Below are 19,302 nucleotides of genomic sequence, written 5' to 3' on the forward strand. Positions count from 1 at the left end.
GTCGTCACGGGGCCGGCATGAGCCGCATGGAACGCCCCGCGATCGTGGAACTCCACGATCGCGGGGCGTTCCGAGTCCTCCAAATCGCGGGGTCCGAGGCTCGCGGTCGTTGCAAGGGTGCGGCACCACAGGTCAGAGCCCCGACCGGGGATTTGCTCGGTTTCCTGCAGACTCTTGACACTGGCAGAGGGCGACGAGTAGGACTGGGCGTATCGGGCCACGGCGGTCCACCCGAGGAGCAGTGGAGCCCTATACGGAGTTGCATATTGCTCCCTCACCGGTATGCACTATCCGATACCACCAAGATGCTTGCGTAATGCGAGGAGCGACGGTATGGAAGGCATAACGGACTTTGGTCCCGGGGTCCTCGCAGCAATTGGCTCTACGCCCCTGGTTGAGCTGCAACGCATCGTCCCTACGGGATCGGCTCGAATACTGGCCAAGCTGGAATGGGCGAATCCGACCGGAAGCATGAAAGACCGGATGGCGCTGGCGGCCATTAATGGTGCTGCGGAACGTGGCGAGATACGACCTGGGGACACCGTCGTCGAATACACAGCAGGCACAACCGGCATCTCCCTGGCCCTCGTCTGCGCGGCAAAAGGGTACAAGCTTCACGTCGTCTTCTCTGACGCCTTCAGCAACGAGAAACGACGCACCATGGAGGCGCTCGGGGCAATAGTGGAGGATGTCCCCAGCGACCAGGGACGGATCACCGAGAAGCTGATCAAAGCGATGATTGCCAGGGCGGGGGAAGTGAGCACCCTGCCGGGCCACTGGCCCTGCGACCAACTCAACAACCATGACGCCATCAATGGGTACCTGCCCTTGGGGGAGGAAATCTGGCACCAGTCAGGCGGGCGGGTAGATGCCCTTGTCCAGTCCGTCGGTACCGCCCACTCCATCCACGGCGCGGCCCGCGCCCTTCGAAGCCATCAACCACGGCTTCATGTCATTGCTGTGGAGCCAGCCGAGTCGGCGGTACTGTCGGGAGGGCCGACAGGGTCCCATCGCATAGAAGGGATTGGGATCGGCTTTATCCCGCCGCTGTGGGAACCGCAGGAGGTCGATGTGGTCGACCAAGTGTCCTCTGAGGAAGCCGCTGATATGGCCCGTCGGCTCGCCCGGGAGGAAGGTATTTTCGCCGGTACCTCGTCCGGGGGAAACGTTGTTGCCGCTCTTCGAGCGGCTAAGCGGCTTGGGCCGGAAGCAACAGTGGCCACGGTTATGGTCGACTCCGGCCTCCGCTATTTGAGCACTGGCCTGTATGGCTAGCCGGTCTCCAACACCCGCAACACGAAGCTTCACAGCCTCGGGCAAGAGATCGTCTCCCGCATCTCCGGAGATAACGGAGCCTCCACCCACATCGAGGACTGAGCGCGGTCGTATGTCTGCCCGAGAGCAGTCGAAGGCGGAGCGGGTGGGGCGTCGGCGCCTCACACGCCCCGCGTCGCGGTGAGCCGCTCCCCCAGCCATGCCTGCGCCCGTGCCTGGAAGGCCCGCACGAGCTCCGCATCCCAGCCGATCGGCTCGAAACCGTGCGGCGCCCCCGGCACCACGTCGACCGTGCACTCGACGCCTGCGTCGCGGAGCGCAGCGGCGTAGGCCAAGTCCTCGTCGTGGAAGAGGTCGATGTCGCCGACGCCGATCCACGCCGCCGGCAGCCCCGAGACATCCGCTCGACGCGCGGGCACGGCGTGGTCGGGCCCCCTGGCCGCGCCGGGCGGGCCGCCGAGGTACGACGACCAGCCGACGAGGTTGTCGCGGTTGTTCCATGCGAAGTGGCGCACGGCGTCGAGGTCGCGGCGGGCCGCGGTACGGTCGTCGAGCATCGGGCAGTACAGCAGTTGTGCGATCGGCTGGGGCCCGCCGGCGTCGTGCACACGCTGCACGAGCGCGGCCGCGAGTCCGCCCCCGGCGCTCTGCCCGCCGACCGCGATGCGGTGCGGGTCGACGCCACGCGCGGATGCGGCATCCCGCAGCCACTGCCAGGCGGCGGCGCAATCGTCGAGTGGTGCCGGAAACGGATGCTCCGGGGCCAGCCGGTACTCGACCGAGACGACCACGATGCCCAGCCGCGCGGCGAGCTGCGCGCAGAGCCGGTCGTCCATTGTCGCGGCGCCGATCACCAAGCCGCCACCGTGGATCCACAGCAGCGCGCCGCCGCTGCCGCCGCCCGCGGGCGTGACGACCCGCACGCCCGTACCGCGCGTCTCGAAGTCGATCCGCTCGAGGCTCTGCCCGTCGGAGAGGGTCGCCTCGGGCATGAACCGCATTGCTGCGCGCACCAGCCGGCGCTGCCAGCCATGGCGGATCCCCGTGCGCGGCAGGCGGCGATACGCGCGCTGCAGCTCGGGGTGCACGTCGGACATGCGCAGCCGCGTCGCGGCCGCGGCCGCGTCATCCGCTCGCTCGACGGTCATGGTCGGATGCCCCGGGGCGGGCCGTCGGCCGCGCCGTGAACGGGGTGGCTCCGCTCGAGTGCAGCGCCCTCGACGTCGACGTCCGGGAGGATTCGGTCGAGCCATTTCGGCAGCCACCACGCCGACTCGCCGAGCAGGTGCATGACGGCCGGGATCAGTAGCATCCGCACGATGAACGCGTCGAACAGCACGCCGATCGCGAGGCCGAAGCCGAGCGGGCGCACCATCGTAAGGTGCGAGAACACGAACCCGCCGAACACCGCGGTCATGATGATCGCTGCCGCGGTCACGACCGCACGGCCGTTCCGAAGGCCCGCGACGACCGCCTTGCGGGCGGGTACGCCGTGCACCCACGCCTCGCGCATGCCCGAGACGAGAAAGAGTTGGTAGTCCATCGCGAGCCCGAACAGCACGCCCATGATGATGATCGGCGCGAAGTTCAGCACGGGACCGGGATCGTGCACGCCGAACACCGCCCCGAACCATCCCCACTGGAAGATCGCGACCACCGCGCCGAACGCGGCGAACAGCGACAGTACGAAGCCGGCGGTCGCGATGAGCGGCACGAGGATCGACCGGAACACGAGGATCAGGATGATGAGCGAGAGGCCGACCACGAGCGCCAGGTAGATCGGCAGCACCCCGGCGAGCTTCTCGGAGATGTCGATGTTGCCGCTCGCCTGGCCGGCGACGCCGAGGCCGATCACGCCGCCGACATCCGCAACCTCGCCAGGAAGGGGCGACAGGCCGCGCAGCACGTGCACGAGCTGCTCCGTCGACTCGCTCGACGGGCCGTCGGCGGGGACCACCTGGAACGCCAGGAAGTCGCGGTCGTCCGAAACGCCGACCGGGGCGACGGCGACGACGCCATCCTGCTCGAGCAGCCGGTCGGCGAGGTCGGCCTGGGTCGCGAGGACGTCGGCTTCGTCGACCGACTCGGGCAGTGCGGCGGTCACCAGCAGCGAGCCGTTCTGGCCGGCGCCGAACGCGTCGGCCACGGCGGTGTAGGCCCGGTACTGCGTCGAGTCGGCAGCCTCCGACGAGCCGTCGGGCAGCCCGAGCCGCAGCGACAGCGCCGGGATCGCGACGACGAGCAGCGCGACGATGGCGACCACCGCGCGCAGCAGCGCGCGTGACGTCTTCATGGGCGTCAGCTCCGGTTCGCTGTGCGAGCCGTGGTCGACCCGCGTGCGGGCCTTTCGGTTCAGCACGCGCAGCTTGATGAGCCCGAGCAGCGCCGGCGTCAGCGTGACCGCGATGAGCACGGCGACTAGCACACACACGGCCCCTACAGTGCCCATCACGCCGAGGAACGGGATGCCCGTGATGTTCAGCGCGAGCAAGGCGACGAGCACCGTCGAGCCGGCGAACACGACCGCGTTGCCCGACGTGCCGTTCGCGAGCGCGATCGATTCGCCGAGTTCCATCCCCGCGAGCAGTTGTCGCCGGTGGCGGTTGAAGATGAACAGCGCGTAGTCGATGCCGACGGCGAGCCCGAGCATGACGCCGAGCACGGGCGTGACCGACGACATGTCGACGGCGCCCGAGAACGCGAGCGACCCCGCGACGCCCACGCCGACGCCGACGAGCGACGAGACGATCGGCAACACGGCGGGGAGCAGCGCGCGGAAGACGATGATGAGCACGAGCAGCGCGAGCGAGACGCCGACGATCTCACCGACGCCGATGAGCCCACTGGTGGAGGCGGCGATCTCGCTCGAGTAGTCGACCTGTACGCCCTCGATGTCGGCGCCGTCGAGCTCGGCCGCCACGGCGGCCTTGAGCTCGCTCGACAGGGCGAAGAGGTCGTCTTCGAACATCACGGCCCCGGTCGCGACGCTGCCGTCGGTCGAGACGGTACGGATCTCGGATGCCGCGTCGACGAGTCGCTGGCCGTCATCGAGTTGCGTTCGCTCGTCGGCGAGCTGCGCTTCGCCATCCTCGAGCTGGGAGCGCTGTTCGTCGAGCTGCGCCTGGCTCGCGTCGAGCTGGGTCTGCTGCGCCTCGAACTGCGGCGCAGCCTGCTCGTAGGTTCCGGGCGCGCGCGCTTGCGCAATCGCCGCATCCAGCTGGGCCTGCCCGGCGTCGAGCTCGGCCTGCGCCGCGTCGAGCTGTGCCGCGCCATCCTCGAGCTGCTCCTCGGCCGCACCCAGCTGGGCGGCGCCATCCTCGAGCTGCTGCTCCTGATCGGCGCGATCGGATGCCGCGGCGAACGGATCCACCACGTCGGCGACGCCATCGAGCTCGCCGATGTCACCGAGCAGGTCGCCGATCTGCTCCTGCTGCTGTGTGGTGAACTCGGAGCCGTCGTCGGACTGGAACACCACCGTGCCGGTCGCGCCGCCGAGCCCGTCGAGCTCATCCTGCAACTGCGCGTTCACCCGGTCGGTCTCGGTTCCAGGAATGCTCATGCTCGAGGTCAACGTGCCGCCGAGCGTGAGCAGCGCGCCGGCGGCGAGCGCGAGCGCGACGATCCATCCGACGATCACGACCCACGGTCGACGCGCGGAGAAGCGGCCGAGGCGGTAGAGGAGTTCAGCCATGGGGGAATGCCCTTCGGGTTCGTGGTGGGCGGCGCAGTTGGGCGGGCCGGACTCGAGGATAACCGACAATTGTCGGATTTCCAACATTCGTTGGAAATTGTCAGGCTTCGGCGCATCCGGCTGGCAGAATTCAGGTATGGATGTCCGTATCGAGCGCACGCGCCGCGCCCTGCAGGAGGCGCTCTTCGCGCTCGCGCGGGAGCGCCCACTGGAGGAACTCACGATCGCCGACATAGTCACCCGAGCCGGCGTCAACCGCAGCAGCTTCTACCAGCACTACTCCGATAAGGAGACACTCCTCGCCGATGCGCTCGACGCCGCCGTGGAGCAGGCCGGCGCCGCGCTGGCCGAGCTGCCTGAGCTTGCCGAACCGCCCGCCGGACCGCCGCCGTCGATGTTCGACTACCTCACGCACCTCGATGACAACGCCGAGGTCTACCGGCGCGTGCTCGGACCGCAGGGGTCGGTCGTCGTCATGGCACGCCTGCGTGACCGCCTCGAGTCCATCGTGCGTGACGGCATCGCAAGGTCGGGCGTACGCGCGTTCGAAGGCCTCCCCCTCGACGTAGTCGGCGCCGGCATCGCGGGGTCGGCGCTCGGCGTCATCGAGGTGTGGCTCGCTCGCGACCCGCGTCCGCCCGTCGCGACTGCATCCGAGTGGCTCTGGCGCATGATCCTCGGGCCGAGCGGCGTCTGGGACGCGAGCGCCTTCGGCGAGCAGGATCCGGCAGTTCACGACGCGGGTGGCGCGACCTCCGCTTCAGCGGCTGACTCAGGTTGACGCCGGCGCGTACTTGGCGGCGATGATGCCCGACTCGTAGGTCCGCACGGCGAGCAGTCGCAGGCCGACCGGGTGCGGCGTGCGCAGCCGGTTCTCGGCGTTGCCCACCAGGAACGGATGGATGCCGGCGTGGATCTCGTCGACCAGCCCGGCGTCGACGAGTGTGGCGGCCAAGCCGCCGTAGCCGTGCGAGATGATCGACTCGTACTGGTCGCGCAGGCGCCTCACCGCCTCGGCCAGGTCGCCCTCGATGAGGGTCGCGTTCCAGTCGAGCGGGCCCGACAGCGTCGTCGACGCGACGTACTTCGGGAGCGCGTTGTAGTGCGCGGCGAAGCCGCGGTCATCGGTCTGCGCGGGCCAGTACTCGCGGAAGAACTCGTAGCTCTCCCGGCCGAGCAGCACCGCGTCGGCCCCGAAGACCAGCTCATCGGAGTGGCGCACCAATTCCGGATCCTCGACGTTGAACCAGTGCTCCATCTGGTCGAATACCCCGTCGAGCGTCATTTCGAATGAGATCGTCACCCTTCCCATGCGCCCCAGCATCCCCCGTTCCACGCCGGATGTCACGGTTCTCGAGCGTGTTGTGAAGGGTCTGCAGCGCGCCTCGCGCTGAGCGGACGGTAGGCTGACGCCGTGCCAGCGCCTCTTCGCGGTTCCTTCACCCATTCGGTTCGGCTCGACGTTCCCCCGTCGCAGGTCTTTGCCGCGTTCGCGGAAGCCGGGTTGCGTCGCAAATGGTTCCGTCAACCAGGCGACCGAGCTCGTCAGACGTACCACTTGGATTTCCGCCCCGGCGGCAGCGAGATCGCGACCGCCGTGTTCGCACCGCTCGAAGCTGAAGAGCACATCGAGTACGCCTCGACATTCTGGGACATCGTGCCCGACGAGCGAATCGTGCTGAGCTATGCCGTCCGGCTCGACGACGTGGTGCGCTGGGCCGCGCTCCGCACGATCATCCTCGCGCCCGATGGGGAAGGCACCCGGCTCGAATGGACGGAGCAGTACACCTTCCTCGAGCTCACCGACAACAGCGCGCATGACATGGCACACCTCGAAGGCAGCGCTCGACTTCAGCTGAACGGGCTCGCCGCGGCACTCGCCACCGAGGTGGCTGCGTAACTCGCGCGACGGAGCTCAATACGTCGTGAGCCGGACGCGCCCGACTTCGCGCATGAGCGCGGACTCAGCCGCGCGCATCCTCCAGGTGCGGCGCACCGTGGTTCAGCACCTTCACCACGAGGTTGTGCCGCCGCAGGGTTCGGACCGTGCGCGTGACCTCGTCGCGATCGCGGCCGAGCGCGCGCTCGTTCGCCACCACGAGCACATCGCCGGCCCGCAGCGTGTCGAACAAGCGGCCGAGCCGCTGCTCCCAGGTCTCGGGCGCCTCCGCCGCCGGGTGCTTGAAGTCGAGGATCGCGACGCCGAAGGCAGCCAGGTCATTCCGCTGCTCGACGACCGACGGCATGTCGTCACGAGCGACGACGAGCCCCACAAGACGCGACCCCTCGGGGCGCGCCTTCCACCAGTCGCGGTTGCGCTGCAGCTCCTCGAAGCACTGAGGACAATCGAGGGCGTGGTGTCCGGGGCCGTGCGGTGAGCGCGAGGCATCCGGTGCCGGCGTCGGTGCCGAGGCATCCGTCGTCGAATCTGTCGTCAGCTCACTCATGTCGTGCCCCTTTGCGTCGCCTCCTATTCTCGCCCCTATCCGGTCGAGGTCGAGGCAGCAGGCGACGCGCCTAGCCGACCTCGCGCATGAAGGCGGTGAGCTCGTCGGCCACCAGCCGGGGCTCCTCGAACGCCATGAAGTGGCCGCCGCGGTCAGGCGCAGAGTAGCGGCGGATGTCGCTCGCTGCGCGCTCTGCGATCGAGCGCGGGAAGAGGGGCATGTTCCACTCGTGGCTCTGCGTCACCGCCATCGGCACCTGGATCGTCGCCCGCTTGCCGTTGTGCGGCCAGTCGAGGTCCTGCCGGAACGACGTGCCGATCGAATCGGTGACCCAGTAGAGCGTGAGCAACTCGCACAGGCTGTCGCGGTCGAAGCGCGACTCGAGGTCACCGCCGCAGTCGCTCCAAGCCCAGAGCTTGTCGATGATGAAGGCGGCCAGGCCGGCGGGTGAGTCCATGAGCGCCGCCGCGATGGTGTCGGGTCGCGTTCCGATGATCGCGCCGTACCCGCCGTCTTGCTCGTTGCGCTCGTCTTCGGAGTCGAGCCACACCTGTTCGGCCGGCGTGATCGGCTCGTCGTAGTCGGCGGGGAATGGCCCGTGGATGACGTGCAACCCGGCGACCTCATCGGGATACATGGTCGCGAGCCATCCGCATGCCGACCCGCCGATGTCACCGCCGAAGGCGAAGTACCGCTCGTAGCCGAGCGTCTCGGTCATGAGCGTGTGGAAGGTCTCGGCGACGGCCGCACGGGTGGCCGGGCCGTCGGGGAGCTCCGACCAGAGGTATCCGGGCAGTGACGGGATGACGACGTCGACGTCGAGCAGGTCGGCGAGCGGCAGCAACTCGACGAAGTTGCTGGGCCAGCCGTGGGTCAGCAGCACGGGCGGTCGGGTCGCGTCACGACGGAGGTGCACGAAGTGCATGCCGCGTTCGATGAACTGCGGATACGCGTTGAGCCTCGCCTCGGCCGCGCGCCAGTCGAACTCGTCGGCCGAGTACGCGACGAGCGAGCGCAGGTACGCCGGGTCGACGCCGGCCCTCCAGCCGTCTGCACTGGGGGTTGTGAACCGGGTGCGCGCGAGCCGCGACCGCAGGTCGTCGAGCACGTCGTCGGGCACGGCGATGGTGAATGCAGGAGACATCCGCCCATCATCCCGCCGGTTGCTCAGCGACGAAGGCGACACGCCCCGCTCGAACGCACGGAAGCTTCTGGGATTTCGGATGTCGCGGCATCCGTCTCACTCCGGAAGCAGACCATAAGGTGGGCGCAGGCCGCCAGCCGCTCACCGCACGAATCGGAGATCCATGGAACCCTCAGCCCGCCGCTCCTCCGGCATCGTTGCGATCGCCACCGCGCTCGTGTTGTCGGGCTGCGCGTTCGGCCCGAGCCCGGTGCCGACCCCGTCGCCTGAGCAGGTCGAAGCATCCACGCCGACGCCGACCCCGACGCCGACCGCTGAACCGATCGACCCGCTCACCACGGTCACCGAGATCGTGGTTCGCCCCGAACTGCTGGAACTCCATGACGCCGAGGGCGTGGTCGTTGCGACGCTCTCCTATGACGACGAAGCATCCCTGTTCATGGCTGCGCTCTCGACGGTGCTCGGTGCCGCACCAGAACAGAGCGAGCTGAGCGGCGGCATGGAAAGTGCTCCCCGCACCGACTACTCGTGGGACGGACTCCTGGCCACCGACGACCACGAGGGGAACGGCCCGATCGACATGAACGTGAGCGTGGTCTTCACCGCGCCCACCGTGGGCGACGGCGTGACGGTGCGCACCGTCAACGGATTCCAGCCCGGCGGCGACGCGCAAGCGCTGGCCGCCGAACTCGGCGAGCCGTGGTACGGCAACGGGGCCGACCAGGTGCGCGTCGAGACGGGCGAGCCGATCGGCGAGCAACAGCCGTACTCCGACTACGAGAACGCGTACTCGGTCGCGGTGAACGCATGGGAGTGGCAAGGGTCGTCCAACGCGGTGTTCGCGCCGTGGAACTTCGGGATCGGGCACGTGTGATCGAACGCAGGCGGTGTCGAGTGCCCGAGGCAACGACTACCCTTAGCCGGAGCGAACCACGAAAGGCAGTGCGGCTTGAGCGGACAACCGACCCTGATCAGGGCGCGTTCGTGCTCATGCCGCCGAACTCCCGATGCATTCTGACGACGAGGCGGCCCGCCGCATCGAACTGACGCTGCGCAAGCCCTGGTTTGCGCTGCACGCCCGGATCAAGCCGACCCTCGTGATCGCCGGACGAGGTCAGCCGGCCCAGTGGGGAATCGGCACGTGGCAAGTGCCGGCAGACGAGACCGTAGTTGTCGGGGTGTTCCTGTTCAACCGGTTATGGCGCTTCGGCCGTGCCGAGTTCGCTCTCGAACCGCATCATCCGCCAGCGCTCGTGTACCGGGCACCGGCGCTGCCGTTCTTGCGCGGTCGGCTCCGTATGAACGCGGATTCGACTTCGCGTCGATGAGCGCCTCCCCCACCAGCTGAGCACACCCGACGGATGCCACCCGCCGAGGCCACGACGGCGCAACGCGGCATCCGTCGGTCAGAGCCCCTCGGCGATCTCCTTGATCGTCGCGAGGCGGCGGTCCCACTCGGCCCCGATGGCCTCGAGCCGGCGGGCGGTGTCGCTCAGTTGCGACCCGATCACCCGGTATTGCACCTCGCGCCCGACGCGGATCGGTTCGACGAGGCCGACCTCCTGCAGCACTGCGAGGTGCTTCGCGATGGCCTGGCGTGAGACAGGCAGGCGCCCGGCGAGGGCGGACGCCGACGCGTCGCCCTCGCCGAGTGCAGCCAGGATGCTCCACCGGGTCTCGTCCCCGAGTGCGGCGAACACCGGGACCAGCGTTCCCGTGGTCACGCGTCGCCCTCGAGCAGGGCGACGAGCTTGTCGAGTTCGGAGACCCATCCCTCGCTGTGGCTCGCCATGTTCGCGGCCGGGTCGGAGGTGCGGTCGAACCCGGTCTCCACGACGGTGAGCCGGGTACCGTCGGGCACGGGCTCGAGGGTGAAGGTGAAAACGGTCGAGTGGTCCTCGTCGAGCTTGTCGGGCAGCTGTTCGGCGGCATCGTCGTTGCCCCAGCGGTAGGAGACCATGCGCGGGGCATCCACAGCCTCGACCCGCAATGGCACGGCGCCGTAGTCGGGGAACGTGATGGTGCCGAGTGCCCCGGCGCCCGTTCCATCGAGCACGGTGCGCCCGAACCACCGCGAGATGTGCTGGGGCTCGGTGACGGCGCTCCACACCTTCTCGATGGGAGCGGCGATGCGGATGGTGCGCCGAACAGTGAACGTGTCTTCGTCGATGACGGATGGCTGGTTGTCGGTCATACTCACAATGATCTTCCTTTCGGGATTGATGCAACCCCATAGTTGCAGATCGTCAACCAGACTGCAACCCTTAGGTTGCATTCGTCCGCTCAGTCGTCGAGACTGCCCATCGTGAGGTTGACGATGGTTCCCGTCAGTCCCCTGGCCCGGTCGGAGGCGAGGAAGGCGGCCACGCCGGACATCTCGTCGAGCGTCATGAGTCGTCGCGGATGCGTTCTGCCGGCGAGCTGCTCCTCCCACTGCTCCCACGTCAGCCCGGTTGCCGCGGCACGTGGCTCGAAGGCCTCCCTGATCGTGCTGGACTCCGGCATGGCCTGTGGCCGCATTCCGACCACGCGGATGCCTCGAGGCGCGAGCTCCGCCGAGAGCTGCCGGGTGAGCGCCTCCATGGCTGCCATCGCCGGACCGTAGCCACCCACCAATGGGATTCCGGTGCGCGCGTGCAGGGCGGTGACGCGCATGATGACGCCAGATCCAGCCGTGACCATGCGGCGTGCAGCGAGCCGCGCGGTGAGGAAGTACGACCGCGTGTACGCGTCGATCGGCAGCAGGAACCGTTCGACGTCGACCTCCAGGAGCGGCACGTCCACGACTCCGGCATCGGGGATGCCGACCGCATTGAACGAAATATCTACCTTGCCTGCCCGTTCGATGACGGACTGCAAGTGCTCATCGACCGCGCCCTCATCGAGTGCGTCGACCTGCGCGGCATCCGCGGATCCGCCTGCTGCCACGATGTCGGCCGCGACCGCGTCGACGCCTGCCAGCAGGTGCCCGGTGAGGAAGACTTCGGCCCCCTCCTCGGCGAAGGCGCGAGCGACGGCGCCGCCGATCGAGCCTCCGGCTCCATAAACCACCGCGACCTTGTTCTCCAGCATCATCAGGTTTCCTTTCGTCGAAGATGCAGACACCGCGGATGCCGCGAACTGGGCGCCATCCGACCGCCCATTTCGGTCGTCGCCCGGTGTCCATACAGTGGAGGAGCACTCCGTGCCCGAGGAGGTGACCTGACGTGAGCGCGATTGCCGCCGAACTCATCTCGAGGGCGCAGGCGGGCGATGATGACGCCTTCCGGGAGTTGGTCGAGCCGCACCGCCGCGAATTGCAGGTGCACTGCTACCGGATGCTGGGATCGCTCCACGACGCCGAAGATGCCCTGCAAGACACGCTGCTGGCCGCGTGGCAGGGCATCGCGTCGTTCGAGGGCCGCTCGTCGCTGCGCACCTGGCTCTACCGGATCGCCACCAACCGGTGTCTCAACGCGCGACGCACCGCCGCTCGACAACCGGCGAAGTCATGGGACATACCGAAGGTCGACCCGCCCGAGTCGACGCGACTGGGCGAGGTCGTGTGGCTCGAGCCGATCCCCGACACGCTCATCACGACGGCTCCACTCGGCCCCGAGGCCCGCTACGAGCAGAGCGAGTCCATTTCGCTCGCGTTCGTGACCGCGCTGCAACTGCTGCCGCCACGTCAGGTCGCCGTGCTCGTGCTGCGCGACGTGCTCGACTACCACGCCGACGAGGTGGCCGAAATGCTCGACACGACCGTCGCCTCGGTTACGAGCGCGCTCAAGCGGGCGCGCGCGACCCTTCATGAACGGCTTCCATCGACCGCCGGCGATGAGTCGCCTCCGAGTCCCGGCTCGCCGGCCGAGGCTGCGCTCGCGGCACGATTCGCCCGCACCTATGAATCAGCCGACCTCGAAGCACTCGTGGCGCTGCTCACCGACGACGTCTTCATCTCCATGCCCCCGATGCCCTTCGAGTACGAGGGCCGCGAGGCGGCGGCACGGTTCTTCGCGGCCATCTTCGGCGCGGGTCGACGGTTCGACCTGGTGCCGACGCGAGCCAACGGCCAGCCGGCGTTCGGGGCGTACTTGCACGGGCCCGTCGAGACGCACCACGGAGTGGGTCTTTTCGTGCTGACCCTCGCGGGCGACCGCATCAGCGCCCTCACCCGCTTCGAGAACAGCGTCCTGCCCTGGTTCGGGCTGCCGCGGTCGCTGCCCGGGCCGTTGCCGCGCATCGGGGGTAGCGACACTTCGTGAGTGGTCTCGATACGCGCCGAGGGCCGAATGCGGGCTGAATTCGTCGGTTGCGTCACAGATACAGCGGCGGTCCGGTCAGAGCTTGGTAACGGCAGCGGAATCACCGCCGCCACGACGGAAAGGCACCAGTCATGAAGATCGTCGTCATCGGAGGCACCGGCCTCATCGGATCCAAGGTCGTCGAGCACCTCACCGAGCACGGCCATGAGGCCATCGCCGCCTCGCCCAACTCGGGCGTGAACACCATCACCGGCGAGGGACTCGCCGAGGTGCTCACAGGCGCGAATGTGGTGGTCGACGTCTCGAACTCGCCGTCGTTCGCCGACGCCGACGTGCTCGAGTTCTTCACCATCTCGACCACGAACCTGCTCGCCGCCGAGCGCGAAGCCGGCGTGACGCACCACGTCGCGCTCTCCGTCGTCGGCGCCGACCGCCTGCCCTCGAGCGGGTACCTGCGCGCGAAGGTCGCACAGGAGCAGCTCATCGAGGACTCGGGCCTGCCCTACTCCATCGTGCGGGCGACGCAGTTCTACGAGTTCGTCGGGCGCATCGCGGATGCCGCGACCGTCGACGGCACGGCACGCCTCAGCACGGGGCTCATGCAGCCGATCGCTGCAGCGGATGTCTCGGCCGTCGTCGCCCGCGTCGCCGCGGGCGACCCGATCAACGGCACCCTCGAGATCGGCGGACCGGAACAGGTCGCCATGGACGAGCTCATCCGCACGGGCCTGGCGGCGAAGGGCGACACCCGCTCCGTCATCTCCGACCCCGAGGCGCAGTACTTCGGCGCGCGGCTCTCGGGCGACGAGCTCGTGCCCGGCCCCGGCGCGCAGCTGTCATCGGCCACGTTCTCGGACTGGCTGGCCGCCGAGTCGGCCGCGTAAACTCATGGCCATGAAGGTCGCGGTCATCGGCGGCACCGGGCTCATCGGCACGCGACTCGTGGCGGGGCTCACCGCCGACGGCCACGATGTCGTCTCCGTGTCGCGCGCGACCGGCGTCAACTCCTACACCGGCGAGGGTCTCGCGGAGGCCCTCGCCGGGGCGGAGATCCTCATCGACGTCTCCAACTCCGGATACCTCGACGAGCGGGGCGCCAACGACTTCTTCTACGGCTCGACCCTCAATCTGCTGACCCACGGCGCTGCGGCGGGCGTGCGGCATCACGTCGCACTCTCGGTGGTCGGCACCGACCGGCTCGCGCGCACCGAGGGCGGCTACTTCGCCGCGAAGGCGGCGCAGGAGCGACTCATCCGCGGATCAGGGCGCCCCTTCTCGATCGTGCACGCGACCCAGTTCTTCGAGTTCATCGCGAGCATCGCGGATGCCGCGACGAGCCAGCACATCGCACGCCTCTCGCATGCGCTCATCCAGCCGATCGCCGCGCAGGATGTCGCGGCCGCGATCGAGGCGGTCGCGTTCGGCACGCCCGTGAACGGCATCGTCGAGTTCGCCGGGCCGGACCTGTTCCGGCTCGGGAAGCTCATGCGAGAAGATCTCCGGATTCGCGACGATCCTCGCGAGCTGGTCGCCGACCCGCTCGCGCGGTACTTCGGCACCGACCTCGATGAGCGCGAGCTGCTGCCCGGCCCCGACGCGACGATCGCTCCGACCCGGTTCAGTGAGTGGATCACGGGTGAGACGGGCCCGGCCGGCGGGCGGGCGGATCGCTCGATCTCGCCGATCGGCGGCTGAGGAATGGTCTCGATACGCGTCGCTTCGCGGCGCTACTCGACCGCCGGGGTAGCTCCGAGGTCAGATGAGACGGTGCACTGACGACTGGATCGCGACGGCCGCAGCACCCCGGGCCCAACCCACGAAGTCAGCGGCGTCCAGCCGAAGATCGATCGCATCGGCTTCGTCGTCGCGATCGGCGCGCATCGCCTCGAGCACGATGGGCTCGGTCACCTCGTAGAGCGGCAGCCCTTCTCCGGCGAGCACGATCGTGCTCACCATGCCGAGATTGGCCGCCAGCGCCAGAAGTCGACCGAGGGCTCGCCCCGCCGGTTCGGTGATGGCCAGGGCCACGGGGTCTCCCCCGGCGGCCAGGGCGATCAGCTCGTCGAACTCGACGCCACGCCCGAATGCGACGGAGGCCTGGGCGCAGAGGCTGGGAATGGTCAACATTGCCGTGGCACATCCGCGATGGCCCTCTGGACAGACGGGGCCGAGCGGATCGAGTCGGATGTGCCCGGCGAGGCCGATGCCCTTGTCGGATCGTACGACGCGATCGTCGCAGACATAGCCGTGGCCGACGCCCGCCCCGATGGTGATCACGGCGAAGTCGGTGAGCCCACGGCCCTCGCCGAACCAGTGCTGGGCCTCGGTCAGCGCGACGATGTCGTTCTCGACCACCGTCGGCACCCTGAGCCTGCGCTCGAGCTCGGGCCCGAGATCCACGTCACGCCAGCCGAGGAACGGCGCTCGGATGACGAAGCGGCGATCCGTGACCGTGCCGCCGAGGCTCACTCCGACGGCGTCGAACCCTCCCCCGCCCGAGAGCTCGTCGTGGGCGCGAACCACCGCGTCGCAGACCGCGTCGACGGACTGCTCGGAGAAGACGTACTCGCGCCGATCGAGCTCAGTGGCCCGCAGGTCGGTCGAAACCGCGACAACAGATGTGCCGGTGAGCTTGACTCCGAGGTAGCGCCGGCTGTCCCAGCGCACATCGAGGAACTTCGGCGGTCGACCGACGGCGCCGCCGGGTTCGGCGTCTTCGACGAAGACCCCTCCCGCCGTGAGCTCACGCGCGAGGCGGGTGAGCGTCGGCGGCGACATGTCGAGCAATCGCATCACGTCGGTGCGCGAGATCGGGCCGTGAATCAGCACCGTGCGAGCGAGTTCCAGCGTCGGGCCGGAAATCGCGCTCTCAGCGCGCACTGCTTCTACCACCACACCACCCCCCTGGGCTGTCCGGTCATGCGCGGACTATCTCGATGAGAATAGCCTGCTCGGGATGCAGAATCGGCGGGCGCAGGCCGATCGTGGCCAAGGCCGCCCCTGTGGTGATCACCCCGTCCACCCACATCGGATCGGCGTGCTGCATCGCGGGTGCACGCCCTGCCGGCTCGACTCGGCGCACGCGGTACCGGGCGTCGGGGTCGAGGCCCGGAATGAGTGCGGGCGACGGCAGCACCCCGCCCGCCGCAGCCACCTGCGCGTAGCAGAAGATCGCGGCGGAACGGTCGTGTGCCACCACTCCATGCACGAGCGCCGCGGAGTCGGTGTGATCGACTCTGACAACGCGACCGGAGTGCAGAAGTTCGCGATTCGCCTTGTAGTAGGCCGCCCATTCCGCGAGGAGCGACCGCTCTGCGTTCGTCGTCTCCGTGATGTCCCATTCGATGCCCGCGTGACCGAAGAGCGCCGTGGCAGCACGGAATGAAAGCGAATGCGAGCGACTCGACGAGTGGGAGGTCGATGGCCCGATGTGCGTGCCGAGCATCTCGGGCGGGATGGCGATCATCGAGTACCGCTGGATCTCCTGCCGCTCGAGGGCATCGTTGGAGTCCGACGCCCAGAATCGGTCGACGTGCATCGCCATGCCCAGATCGACACGGCCGCCTCCCGAGGCGCACGACTCGATCTCGAGCCCCGGATGACGCGACTTCAGCTCGTCGAAGAGACGATAGATCGCCACGGTCTGGTTGTGCACCGCGGCGCGTCCGAGATGTGCCGGGTCGACGAGCGGCCGGTTGTGGTCCCACTTGATGTAAGTGATCGGATGCTTCGACAGCAGCGCATCGACCTGCCCGAGCACGTGCTCATAAGCTCCGTCGTGCGTCAGGTCGAGCACCTGCTGGTTGCGACCGGTGGGCGGAATGCGACCCGGCACATGGAGGATCCACTCGGGGTGCGCGCGATACAGGTCGGAGTCGGGGTTGACCATCTCGCCCTCGAACCACAGCCCGAATTCCATTCCCGCGGCCGTCACCCGATCGATCAGGGGATCGAGGCCCTGGGGCCAGACCTCGTCGGAGACCACCCAGTCGCCGAGGCCTGCACGGTCGTCGCGGCGCGCTCCGAACCATCCGTCGTCCAGCACGAAACGTTCGACGCCGACCTCGGCCGCCACATCGACGAGTGCACTCAGTCGCTCGAGGTCGTGATCGAAGTACACCGCCTCCCACACGTTGAGCGTCACCGGGCGCGGTCGCACCCGGGTGGGGTGCTCCGGTCGGGCACGCAGCCACTCGTGGTAGCGCGAGCTGAGCCCGTCGAGGCCTTCGTCGGAGTACGCCGCGGCGACCGTCGGAGCCTCGTAGCGATCGCCGGGTTGCAGTACCATCTCCCCCGACTGCAGGAGCTCGCCCGCGCCCATGGCCGAGCGGCCGTCGGTTCCCCGCTCGATCAGGTGCCGGTGCTCACCGCTCCACAGCAGGCCGAGCGCCCAGACCTCTCCGTCGGCGAACCCGGCCCCGCCGGTCATGGCGCACTGCACCACGGATGCTCCGTGGCCCGAGCGGCCCTCGCGGGACTCGAGCACCCAACTGCCCACCGCGATCGGTCGGCGCTGCGGCTGCCGCTCCTTGAGCCACCGCCCGGTGAAGTCGAGCGATTCGGCCGCTCGCTCGGGCAGGGGCATCCAGGTGGTCAGTTCCTCGAGACGGTAGGGCTCCGAGCCGTCGTTGACCGCCGCAAGGTCGACGAGCACGATTCCGCTCGGCTCGATGCGATATCGCAAGTCGATCGCGAGGCGCGCCTCGGCATCGCGGAGCCGGACGCTCGCCTCAGTCTCCGACGCGTGGTGCTCGACGATCGTGAACAGGGGCGCCCAGTCGAGTCCGTTCCGATTCCCGCTCAGGGCGGGGCGTCCGTGGAAGGCTCTTCCCCGCTCGCGCATGACACCCGGGTCTTGCGGCGTATCGACGATGCTGTGCGGTATCGGCGGCGTCGTCATCCGGCGAAGGGCATCGCTCTCGACGTCACCCAAGGGCGAACCCCAGTGGCGGACCACCGGTGCGCCCGATGACAGGTCGAGAACGAGCTGGACGCCGTGGGCGGTCAGGACGATTTGGTCGCGATGCGAAACCACGTGAAGATCTCCGAACACAGTGGTCGGCGTCAGCAGCTCGCTGCCCCTGACGCCGACCGGGTTGATGAGAATTACTTGAAGAGGGCGTTGACCTGATCGTTGGCGGCGATGAGCGCATCCGTTCCCGACTTGCCCGACATGATCGCTTCCATGACCGGAGTCATCGTCGCGTTCACATCCGACTTGTGATCGGTGATCGGGTAGAGCACCGTCGTGCCGTCGGTGACGTGGTCGGCGAATGCCGCGACATCCACGCCCTTGGCCTCGAAGGCTGCGACAGCCTTCTCCGTCGAGGTCTTGATGGCGGGGAACACGACGGCAGCATCGGCGACGACGTCCTGGCAGTCAGTGGAGGCCAGGTACTTCAGCCACTCCCATGCCTCGTCAGGGTGCTTCGTGGTGGCGGCGATGTTGTCGGCGAGGCCGTTGAACATCGACCAGCTCTTGCCGTCCGGGCCTACCGGGGTCGCGGCGATCGCCGGCGCGAAGCCGTCGCTCGCCGAGTCGAAGACGTAACCGGTCATCCACGATCCGTTCGGCACCAGGGCCGCCTTTCCGGCGATGAGCTGGTCAGCCCAGCTGATGCCGGTCTGCGCCTCGAGTGAGGGCATGTAGCCCTTCTCGACGAGCGAGTGCCACCACGAGATGGTGTCGGCGAACTCGGGCGCATCGTAGTTGTACGAGTCAGCCCAGGGCTTGTCGGTCTGGCTCCAGCCCAGCGACGCGGTCAGGAACGACCACTGGGTCTGGCCGTCGGCACCGCCGGAGGCCTCCATCCAGAGCCCGTAGGTCGCGACGTTGTTCTTGTCGAAGCCGGGCTCGTCGCCTCGCACGCCGTTGGCGTCGACCGTGAGATGCGCGATGACGTCCTCGTACGTGCCGCCGTCTTGCGGGTTCCAGGTCAGCGATGCGAGGTCGTCGGCGGTGTACCCGGCGGCGTCCGTGAACTTGGAGTTGTAGAACAGCGCGATGGTGTCGAAGTCCTTGGGCAAGCCGTACTGCACGCCGTCGGGGTCCTGCCAGAGTTCGAGGAGACCGTCCTGGTAGATGCTCGTGTCGAGCTTGTCGGCTGCGATGTAGTCGTCGAGGGGCAGCACCTGCCCGCTGGCCTGGAACTCGGGGTAGAACGCGACGTGGCTGGTGAACACGTCGAAGTTCTCACCCGACACGAACCCGGTCGTGATCTTGTTCCAGTAGTCGTCCCAACCGACTTGCTCGACCTTGACCTTGATGTCGTCTTGCGTCTTCTCGAAGTCGGCGGCGCACTGCTCGTAGGCGGGCAACTGGTTGGAGTCCCAGAGTCCGTAGCTGAGGGTCACCTTGCCGTCGCTCGGGGCTCCTGCTGAGCACCCTGCGAGCAGTGCAACTATCCCGACAGCGGCTGTGCTGGCGATTGTGATTCGCTTCATGGTCCTGCTTCTTTCCTTGGTGGGGGTGGGAAGGGTTGGTGGGTGGGAAGGGCGATG

The 19,302-nt window shown here is 68.3% G+C and carries 19 protein-coding genes; 8 read left to right on the forward strand and 11 right to left on the reverse strand.

The window, feature by feature from the left end; genetic code table 11:
• The first annotated feature begins 333 nt into the window (after window positions 1-333).
• The gene (locus tag J7E25_RS09210; RefSeq protein WP_214869828.1) at window positions 334-1,275 is read left to right on the forward strand and encodes a PLP-dependent cysteine synthase family protein; all 942 of its coding nucleotides are present in this window, start codon (window positions 334-336) and stop codon (window positions 1,273-1,275) included.
• A gap of 161 nt (window positions 1,276-1,436) precedes the next feature.
• On the opposite strand, the gene J7E25_RS09215 is transcribed toward J7E25_RS09210, so the two are convergent.
• Together J7E25_RS09215 and J7E25_RS09220 are read right to left on the reverse strand one after the other, a co-directional pair.
• A complete protein-coding gene (locus tag J7E25_RS09215) occupies window positions 1,437-2,423 on the reverse strand; it encodes an alpha/beta hydrolase (RefSeq protein ID WP_214869829.1) in 987 nt (328 codons plus the stop codon).
• Window positions 2,420-4,966 (reverse strand): MMPL family transporter, encoded by a 2,547-nt coding sequence (locus J7E25_RS09220; protein WP_214869830.1) that lies wholly within the window; start codon window positions 4,964-4,966, stop codon window positions 2,420-2,422. Before J7E25_RS09220 ends, J7E25_RS09215 begins: the two co-directional genes overlap by 4 nt.
• Window positions 4,967-5,102: 136 nt before the next feature.
• Here J7E25_RS09220 and J7E25_RS09225 point away from each other — a divergent pair, with 136 nt between their 5' ends.
• A complete protein-coding gene (locus J7E25_RS09225) occupies window positions 5,103-5,747 on the forward strand; it encodes a TetR/AcrR family transcriptional regulator (RefSeq protein WP_214869831.1) in 645 nt (214 codons plus the stop codon).
• Here J7E25_RS09225 and J7E25_RS09230 read toward each other — a convergent pair.
• Window positions 5,739-6,269, reverse strand: a complete 531-nt coding sequence (locus J7E25_RS09230) for a dihydrofolate reductase family protein (protein WP_214869832.1) — start codon at window positions 6,267-6,269, stop codon at window positions 5,739-5,741. The genes J7E25_RS09225 and J7E25_RS09230 overlap by 9 nt on opposite strands.
• 111 nt (window positions 6,270-6,380) lie before the next feature.
• On the opposite strand from J7E25_RS09230, the gene J7E25_RS09235 reads away from it, so the two are divergent.
• Complete coding sequence (locus tag J7E25_RS09235) at window positions 6,381-6,866, forward strand: SRPBCC domain-containing protein (protein WP_214869833.1); 486 nt, start codon at window positions 6,381-6,383, stop codon at window positions 6,864-6,866.
• A gap of 64 nt (window positions 6,867-6,930) precedes the next feature.
• Here J7E25_RS09235 and J7E25_RS09240 read toward each other — a convergent pair whose 3' ends face one another.
• On the reverse strand, window positions 6,931-7,413 hold the full coding sequence (locus J7E25_RS09240; RefSeq protein ID WP_214869834.1) for a recombinase family protein: 483 nt from the start codon (window positions 7,411-7,413) through the stop codon (window positions 6,931-6,933).
• Window positions 7,414-7,483: 70 nt separating this feature from the next.
• The gene (locus J7E25_RS09245; RefSeq protein ID WP_214869835.1) at window positions 7,484-8,557 is read right to left on the reverse strand and encodes an epoxide hydrolase family protein; all 1,074 of its coding nucleotides are present in this window, start codon (window positions 8,555-8,557) and stop codon (window positions 7,484-7,486) included.
• A 163-nt stretch (window positions 8,558-8,720) separates the two neighbouring features.
• Here J7E25_RS09245 and J7E25_RS09250 point away from each other — a divergent pair, with 163 nt between their 5' ends.
• On the forward strand, window positions 8,721-9,431 hold the full coding sequence (locus J7E25_RS09250; protein WP_214869836.1) for a hypothetical protein: 711 nt from the start codon (window positions 8,721-8,723) through the stop codon (window positions 9,429-9,431).
• Window positions 9,432-9,564: 133 nt separating this feature from the next.
• Window positions 9,565-9,885: a hypothetical protein gene (locus J7E25_RS09255; protein WP_214869837.1), complete on the forward strand. Its 321-nt coding sequence runs from the start codon at window positions 9,565-9,567 to the stop codon at window positions 9,883-9,885.
• A 78-nt stretch (window positions 9,886-9,963) separates the two neighbouring features.
• Here J7E25_RS09255 and J7E25_RS09260 read toward each other — a convergent pair whose 3' ends face one another.
• The 3 genes from J7E25_RS09260 to J7E25_RS09270 all read right to left on the reverse strand — a co-directional run bounded on the left by J7E25_RS09260 (window position 9,964) and on the right by J7E25_RS09270 (window position 11,632).
• Entirely contained in the window at window positions 9,964-10,281 is a 318-nt protein-coding gene (locus J7E25_RS09260; protein WP_308164464.1) for a metalloregulator ArsR/SmtB family transcription factor, read from the reverse strand.
• Window positions 10,278-10,751 (reverse strand): SRPBCC family protein, encoded by a 474-nt coding sequence (locus J7E25_RS09265; RefSeq protein ID WP_214869839.1) that lies wholly within the window; start codon window positions 10,749-10,751, stop codon window positions 10,278-10,280. Before J7E25_RS09265 ends, J7E25_RS09260 begins: the two co-directional genes overlap by 4 nt.
• Before the next feature lie 89 nt (window positions 10,752-10,840).
• Window positions 10,841-11,632, reverse strand: coding sequence for an SDR family NAD(P)-dependent oxidoreductase (locus J7E25_RS09270; protein WP_214869840.1), 792 nt, complete (start codon window positions 11,630-11,632; stop codon window positions 10,841-10,843).
• Between the two features lie 131 nt (window positions 11,633-11,763).
• On the opposite strand from J7E25_RS09270, the gene J7E25_RS09275 reads away from it, so the two are divergent.
• From J7E25_RS09275 to J7E25_RS09285, 3 genes are all read left to right on the forward strand, one after another.
• A complete protein-coding gene (locus J7E25_RS09275) occupies window positions 11,764-12,801 on the forward strand; it encodes a sigma-70 family RNA polymerase sigma factor (RefSeq protein ID WP_214869841.1) in 1,038 nt (345 codons plus the stop codon).
• Between the two features lie 131 nt (window positions 12,802-12,932).
• Window positions 12,933-13,685 (forward strand): SDR family oxidoreductase, encoded by a 753-nt coding sequence (locus J7E25_RS09280; RefSeq protein ID WP_214869842.1) that lies wholly within the window; start codon window positions 12,933-12,935, stop codon window positions 13,683-13,685.
• A 10-nt stretch (window positions 13,686-13,695) separates the two neighbouring features.
• The gene (locus tag J7E25_RS09285) at window positions 13,696-14,496 is read left to right on the forward strand and encodes an SDR family oxidoreductase (RefSeq protein WP_214869843.1); all 801 of its coding nucleotides are present in this window, start codon (window positions 13,696-13,698) and stop codon (window positions 14,494-14,496) included.
• Window positions 14,497-14,556: 60 nt separating this feature from the next.
• Here J7E25_RS09285 and J7E25_RS09290 read toward each other — a convergent pair whose 3' ends face one another.
• From J7E25_RS09290 to J7E25_RS09300, 3 genes are read right to left on the reverse strand one after another with little or no spacing between them, the layout of a single operon-like run.
• Window positions 14,557-15,681: an ROK family protein gene (locus J7E25_RS09290; protein WP_215009038.1), complete on the reverse strand. Its 1,125-nt coding sequence runs from the start codon at window positions 15,679-15,681 to the stop codon at window positions 14,557-14,559.
• A gap of 37 nt (window positions 15,682-15,718) precedes the next feature.
• Window positions 15,719-17,854, reverse strand: coding sequence for an alpha-galactosidase (locus J7E25_RS09295; RefSeq protein ID WP_308164465.1), 2,136 nt, complete (start codon window positions 17,852-17,854; stop codon window positions 15,719-15,721).
• Window positions 17,855-17,907: 53 nt separating this feature from the next.
• A complete protein-coding gene (locus J7E25_RS09300) occupies window positions 17,908-19,245 on the reverse strand; it encodes a sugar ABC transporter substrate-binding protein (protein ID WP_214869845.1) in 1,338 nt (445 codons plus the stop codon).
• Window positions 19,246-19,302: the final 57 nt, after the last annotated feature.

It is taken from the genome of Agromyces sp. ISL-38, assembly GCF_018613935.1.
GTDB lineage: Bacteria > Actinomycetota > Actinomycetes > Actinomycetales > Microbacteriaceae > Agromyces.

Bases quoted from the DNA above. Each gene is read 5' to 3' on its own strand.
- J7E25_RS09245 (WP_214869835.1), bottom strand. From the start codon at position 8,557: ATGTCTCCTGCATTCACCATCGCCGTGCCCGACGACGTGCTCGACGAC.
- J7E25_RS09285 (WP_214869843.1), top strand. From the start codon at position 13,696: ATGAAGGTCGCGGTCATCGGCGGCACCGGGCTCATCGGCACGCGACTC.
- J7E25_RS09240 (WP_214869834.1), bottom strand. From the start codon at position 7,413: ATGAGTGAGCTGACGACAGATTCGACGACGGATGCCTCGGCACCGACG.
- J7E25_RS09250 (WP_214869836.1), top strand. From the start codon at position 8,721: ATGGAACCCTCAGCCCGCCGCTCCTCCGGCATCGTTGCGATCGCCACC.
- J7E25_RS09300 (WP_214869845.1), bottom strand. From the start codon at position 19,245: ATGAAGCGAATCACAATCGCCAGCACAGCCGCTGTCGGGATAGTTGCA.
- J7E25_RS09210 (WP_214869828.1), top strand. From the start codon at position 334: ATGGAAGGCATAACGGACTTTGGTCCCGGGGTCCTCGCAGCAATTGGC.
- J7E25_RS09280 (WP_214869842.1), top strand. From the start codon at position 12,933: ATGAAGATCGTCGTCATCGGAGGCACCGGCCTCATCGGATCCAAGGTC.
- J7E25_RS09270 (WP_214869840.1), bottom strand. From the start codon at position 11,632: ATGATGCTGGAGAACAAGGTCGCGGTGGTTTATGGAGCCGGAGGCTCG.
- J7E25_RS09220 (WP_214869830.1), bottom strand. From the start codon at position 4,966: ATGGCTGAACTCCTCTACCGCCTCGGCCGCTTCTCCGCGCGTCGACCG.
- J7E25_RS09255 (WP_214869837.1), top strand. From the start codon at position 9,565: ATGCATTCTGACGACGAGGCGGCCCGCCGCATCGAACTGACGCTGCGC.
- J7E25_RS09225 (WP_214869831.1), top strand. From the start codon at position 5,103: ATGGATGTCCGTATCGAGCGCACGCGCCGCGCCCTGCAGGAGGCGCTC.
- J7E25_RS09265 (WP_214869839.1), bottom strand. From the start codon at position 10,751: ATGACCGACAACCAGCCATCCGTCATCGACGAAGACACGTTCACTGTT.
- J7E25_RS09215 (WP_214869829.1), bottom strand. From the start codon at position 2,423: ATGACCGTCGAGCGAGCGGATGACGCGGCCGCGGCCGCGACGCGGCTG.